The following is a 4,328-nucleotide window of genomic DNA, read 5'->3' on the forward strand; positions in this document are numbered from 1 at the left end:
ACAAATAGTAATTTGAACAAAAATAAGAACAATCTTAAAGTAGTAAATTTATAATTATAGCAAAAATGAATATTTTAAGCAAACCCGTCGAAAGGCGTGGGGCGCAAAGCTGCGGGTCTAAGGTGTTTATACTATGACAGCCGGGTTGCAAGAAAGAGGCCAGAACCCGCGATGGTTCTGACCTCTTTATGTTTCATAGTTTACATCGGGCCAATTTGGCCCGATGAACAAATTCATATCTTAAAAATGCGATTAAAGCCGCCGTGTCCTTTTTCAAAAATGAGATTACGGAGGGCGTAATAACTGCGCTCTTTTTTATCGGCGGCTTTGGGACAGGAGGCTTTTATGTGCCCGAAGTCGCTGTTTCTCGTATGGGAGGAACCGTTACCCCGTCGTAACGGTTTGGCTTAGCTGACAGCTTAATCTTTTACAACTTCAAAAAAGTTTCAGAAACAATTGTGGGCGAATACTGCGCTCATTTCCCATCCAACACCTTGCGGGGGCCTCCCCGTACAGGTGCTTTTTTATTCCTTTTTGCGGTATTGCGGGATAAGTCCCATCACTTCGGGCCAAGTTGGCCCGAAGTTCGCGCTGGGCCTTCGCGGTACATCTTCCCCGGTTGCCGTTCTCCGCCGCCCTCCGTTCATCAGCCGTCAACCCACGACTAAACTGAACGGAGGTAACATAATGGACAAGCACCTTGTAACGATCACATACAAAACCGCCAATGGAAACAGGATTTGTGTTGAAGTTTCAACCCCGGTCAAAGAACTGTTGGAGCAGTCCGACCGGCAAATCCGTTCCCAAAGGCGGCAAGACAGGCGACATCTTGATTACGTGGATTTCATAGGCGGTTTGAGCGACGCGGCTATGAATCATCCACAGGTGGACACCGCCGATCTCGTAATGAAAATGGAAAGCTACCGGCAGCTTTATGCGGCTATCGGCAAGCTTCCCGAAGCACAGCGCCGGAGGCTGCTTTTGCATTTTGTGAACAGCCTGACATACCGCCAGATCGCCAAGCTGGAACAAGTCGATTTCAGAACGGTAGGCCGTTCCGTTGAGCGTGCCCTTATCCAACTGCAAAAGTATCTCACCGAATAACCGGCATTTCCGGGCGGCCCCGTCATTGGACGGGGCCGTTTCCTTTTTAGAATCAGTTTAACAGAAAAGCGCATTACACGCAAGCGCGTATACGTTACTGCGTGTAAATTGTTATGCTTGTTTTGAGATTACGGAAAAGGCGGTGAGGGAATGAAGATTAAAGACGCGATTGCGGAACGCTTCCGGCAATTATGCGCGGAGCGCGGCATATCTTATACGCAGCTTGCGCGGCTGGCTGGCGTCACGCCCTCGACCGTATACAGCATGTTGCAGCCGGAGCGCCGGGATGTGAGTGCGGTCACGGTCAAGAAGCTGTGTGACGGATTGGATTTGTGTATTATAGATTTTTACGATTGCGATTTGTTCCGAAATCTTTCGCCGGAAATTGAATAGCTTGTCGATATAAAAAAGGTATCCCGCAGTTTAAAAAAGCTGCGGGATGTTTTTTTGCAAAATTGCCGGAGGAGGGAGGCCACAAAACGCCTTTTTCCGTCCTAATAAGTAGAGGATACTTTTTCCTCGCTGTACTTTGAAAGCTGAATAAAAAGATACCCGGATACGAAGGGTACGTGTGCCGAGCGACAGGCCCGCCATGACCTCCATTGCCAGAGGATGGAGCGAGCGACAAGGCTCATGCCGCAGGCGGGCCGGGACTTGGCCCCGCCGGATAAAGCACACAAACCCGGATACTTGCGTTCAGTCACAGTCCGAGCGTGAAGCGGCCATTTAGGCCGTGAGCCGTCGCAGGCAATGAGGACGCTTTGCCATCAGAATGGGGAAAGGTGAAATTCCTACGGGGCGGACAAGCCGCCGCCCGTCCGGGTTATCTGTTTGTAATTACGAAAAAAAGCGACGCCGTCATTCCATACATTGCCCTGTCGAGCTATGCAAATATGAAAATAGACGGCGCGGCTGTTTTTATTTAGACGGAGGTATTACGATGAGAAGTGCGAAATTTGCTGCCTGCAACAGCAATATACCGCCCGGCGCTTCCGGACACAATCGTTTAGATAAAACATCTACCTATAAGGTGAACGGCAAGACTTTCATTGTCGAACCCGTTTTTCAAACAGAAGGGCATGACACACTAGGAACCATTTTAATGAAACTGATGAGGGCCGACGCAGATCGGCTTTGATAATAAGTGACAATGCGGCAAGCGTGACAATCGGCGGTCAATATGATATACCTTACCCTGTAAATACTGCTTATTTGACTGCCGGAAAGGAGAATTTATGAAACGGTCAAATAGGAGAAAGAACCGGGAAGACACAGCCTTTCTTTATGAGCGGCTGTCACGCGATGACAATCTTGAGGGTGAAAGCTACAGCATAAGCAATCAGAAAAAACTTTTAATCAAGGTTGCCAAAGAAAAGGGATATACCAACCTTGTCCACTTCTCGGACGATGGCATTTCCGGTGTCACAATGGAGCGGCCCGGTTTTGTGGCGATGATTCAAGAACTTGAGGAAGGCCATGCAGCGGCTGTTTTCGTAAAAGATATGTCGCGCTTGGGCAGAAACTACATTGAGGTTGGAAAACTCACGGAGGAATTTCTCCCCGATCACGACATAAGGCTTGTCGCTGTCTCCGACAATGTGGATACCGCCGAGGGAGAGAATGAACTGACACCGATTCGCAATCTGTTTAACGAGTGGTATGCCCGTGATATCAGCAAAAAACGGCGCATAAGCAATAAAATCAAGGGAAATGCCGGAGAACCGATGGGACAACCGCCTTATGGTTATATCAAGGATCCGGACAATTCCAAGCGCTGGATTGTGGACGAGGAAGTCGCCGTCGTCGTTCGCCGCATCTACCAAATGACGCTGGACGGCTTTGGGCCGGAACAAATCGCCGCCGCGCTGGAAAGGGATAGTATCCTGACTCCAATATCTTATTGGCAGACACGAGGTGTCAACCGCCCCGGCAAGCATAAAGACGCACCACCCACGAAGTGGAACAGTTCTACCATTACCAAGATTCTCTCTCTGCAGGAGTATTGCGGTGACGTACTCAATTTCAAGACATACAGCAAATCTTACAAGAATAAGAAACGGATTGAAAACGACCGTGACAATTGGGTTATCTTTAAGGATGTGCACGATCCGGTCGTTGACCGCGCAACATGGGAAAAGGTACAGCAGAAACGCGGTAAAATCCGCAAGCGGAAAACCAATGAGGGAGAAACCAATATGTTCTCCGGTCTGCTTGTCTGTGCTGACTGCGGACACAATCTGCATTATCACTTCAATCAGGGCAATCCGGATATCAAATATTTTAATTGTTCCAACTACAAAGGCAATCGGGGTACTTGCACTTCTACCCATTACATCCGTGTGGACTTTCTGGAACAGGTCGTACTGGGAGAAATCCGCAGGCTCACAAAATTTGCGAGCAAGTATGAGGATGAATTTGTCAAAGCGGTTATGGGACATTCTCAGCAAACTGTGGAACTCGAGCGGCAGAAAAAGCAAAAAGAATACAATTCACTATTAGCCCGCGATAAGGAGATTGACCGGCTGTTTGATCGAATGTATGAGGATAACGTGGCCGGTAAAATTTCTGACGAACGGTTTTCAAAAATGACTAAGCAATATGAAGATGAACAGAGCGGACTGGTAGGTCGGATAAAAACGCTCAGAACCGAGCTTGACAAGGAAAGCCGACGGACGGTGGGCACAGATATGTTTATGACCACCGTCCGTAAATATACCAGAGCCAGAAAGCTCACGCCGCGTATGCTGAATGAACTGATCGATCACATTGAAGTTCATCAGGCTGAAAAAGTGAACGGCGTATATGTTCAGAAGTTGACTATTCATTATAATTGTATCGGCTCCATTGAAATACCGGATATTTCATCTCTGTCGGAGCCGGACGTTTTGATACAGACGAGAAAAGGAGTAGCCGTAAGCTACTCCCAAGCGCAGATGGCAGGATAAGCATATAAAAAAGCGAGTGTTCTTACAGCACTTTCAAATGCTATAAGAACACTCGGCATGGTCGAGGCGACAGGACTTGAACCTGCGGCATCTTGGTCCCAAACCAAGCACTCTACCAAACTGAGCTACGCCTCGAGATGCGGAATTCATTATATACTAGTGATCGCTAATTGTCAATTAGCAATGTATACATTGTCTAAATTAACCTGTTTAAGATCAAATAGCAGGGAAATTATAAAACAAAAGACAAAATTCGACAAAAGAATGTAAAAATTTTAT

At 47.5% G+C, this 4,328-nt stretch carries 5 protein-coding genes, 1 tRNA gene and 1 riboswitch; of the genes, 5 read left to right on the top strand and 1 reads right to left on the bottom strand.

The window, feature by feature from the left end; all coding sequences use genetic code 11:
* The first annotated feature begins 67 nt into the window (after positions 1-67).
* Positions 68-153, top strand: a riboswitch (cyclic di-GMP riboswitch).
* Between the two features lie 534 nt (positions 154-687).
* The 5 genes from ABF463_RS12785 to ABF463_RS12805 all read left to right on the top strand — a co-directional run bounded on the left by ABF463_RS12785 (position 688) and on the right by ABF463_RS12805 (position 4,049).
* Positions 688-1,104, top strand: coding sequence for an RNA polymerase sigma factor (locus ABF463_RS12785; protein WP_415534136.1), 417 nt, complete (start codon positions 688-690; stop codon positions 1,102-1,104).
* A gap of 150 nt (positions 1,105-1,254) precedes the next feature.
* Positions 1,255-1,497 (top strand): helix-turn-helix domain-containing protein, encoded by a 243-nt coding sequence (locus ABF463_RS12790; protein ID WP_415534138.1) that lies wholly within the window; start codon positions 1,255-1,257, stop codon positions 1,495-1,497.
* 368 nt (positions 1,498-1,865) lie between these two features.
* The gene (locus ABF463_RS12795; protein ID WP_415534140.1) at positions 1,866-2,030 is read left to right on the top strand and encodes a hypothetical protein; all 165 of its coding nucleotides are present in this window, start codon (positions 1,866-1,868) and stop codon (positions 2,028-2,030) included.
* A 14-nt stretch (positions 2,031-2,044) separates the two neighbouring features.
* Positions 2,045-2,242, top strand: a complete 198-nt coding sequence (locus tag ABF463_RS12800) for a hypothetical protein (protein ID WP_266161564.1) — start codon at positions 2,045-2,047, stop codon at positions 2,240-2,242.
* 97 nt (positions 2,243-2,339) lie between these two features.
* On the top strand, positions 2,340-4,049 hold the full coding sequence (locus tag ABF463_RS12805) for a DUF4368 domain-containing protein (RefSeq protein WP_415534143.1): 1,710 nt from the start codon (positions 2,340-2,342) through the stop codon (positions 4,047-4,049).
* Positions 4,050-4,107: 58 nt separating this feature from the next.
* Here the strand turns inward: ABF463_RS12805 and ABF463_RS12810 are convergent.
* Positions 4,108-4,184, bottom strand: a tRNA-Pro gene (locus ABF463_RS12810).
* Positions 4,185-4,328 lie beyond the last annotated feature (144 nt).

Source organism: Ethanoligenens sp., assembly GCF_047718355.1.
GTDB lineage: Bacteria > Bacillota > Clostridia > Oscillospirales > Ethanoligenentaceae > Ethanoligenens.

Excerpts from the sequence above, each read along its gene's own strand:
- ABF463_RS12785 (WP_415534136.1), top strand. The coding sequence starts at position 688 with ATGGACAAGCACCTTGTAACGATCACATACAAAACCGCCAATGGAAAC.
- ABF463_RS12790 (WP_415534138.1), top strand. The coding sequence starts at position 1,255 with ATGAAGATTAAAGACGCGATTGCGGAACGCTTCCGGCAATTATGCGCG.
- ABF463_RS12800 (WP_266161564.1), top strand. The coding sequence starts at position 2,045 with ATGAGAAGTGCGAAATTTGCTGCCTGCAACAGCAATATACCGCCCGGC.
- ABF463_RS12805 (WP_415534143.1), top strand. The coding sequence starts at position 2,340 with ATGAAACGGTCAAATAGGAGAAAGAACCGGGAAGACACAGCCTTTCTT.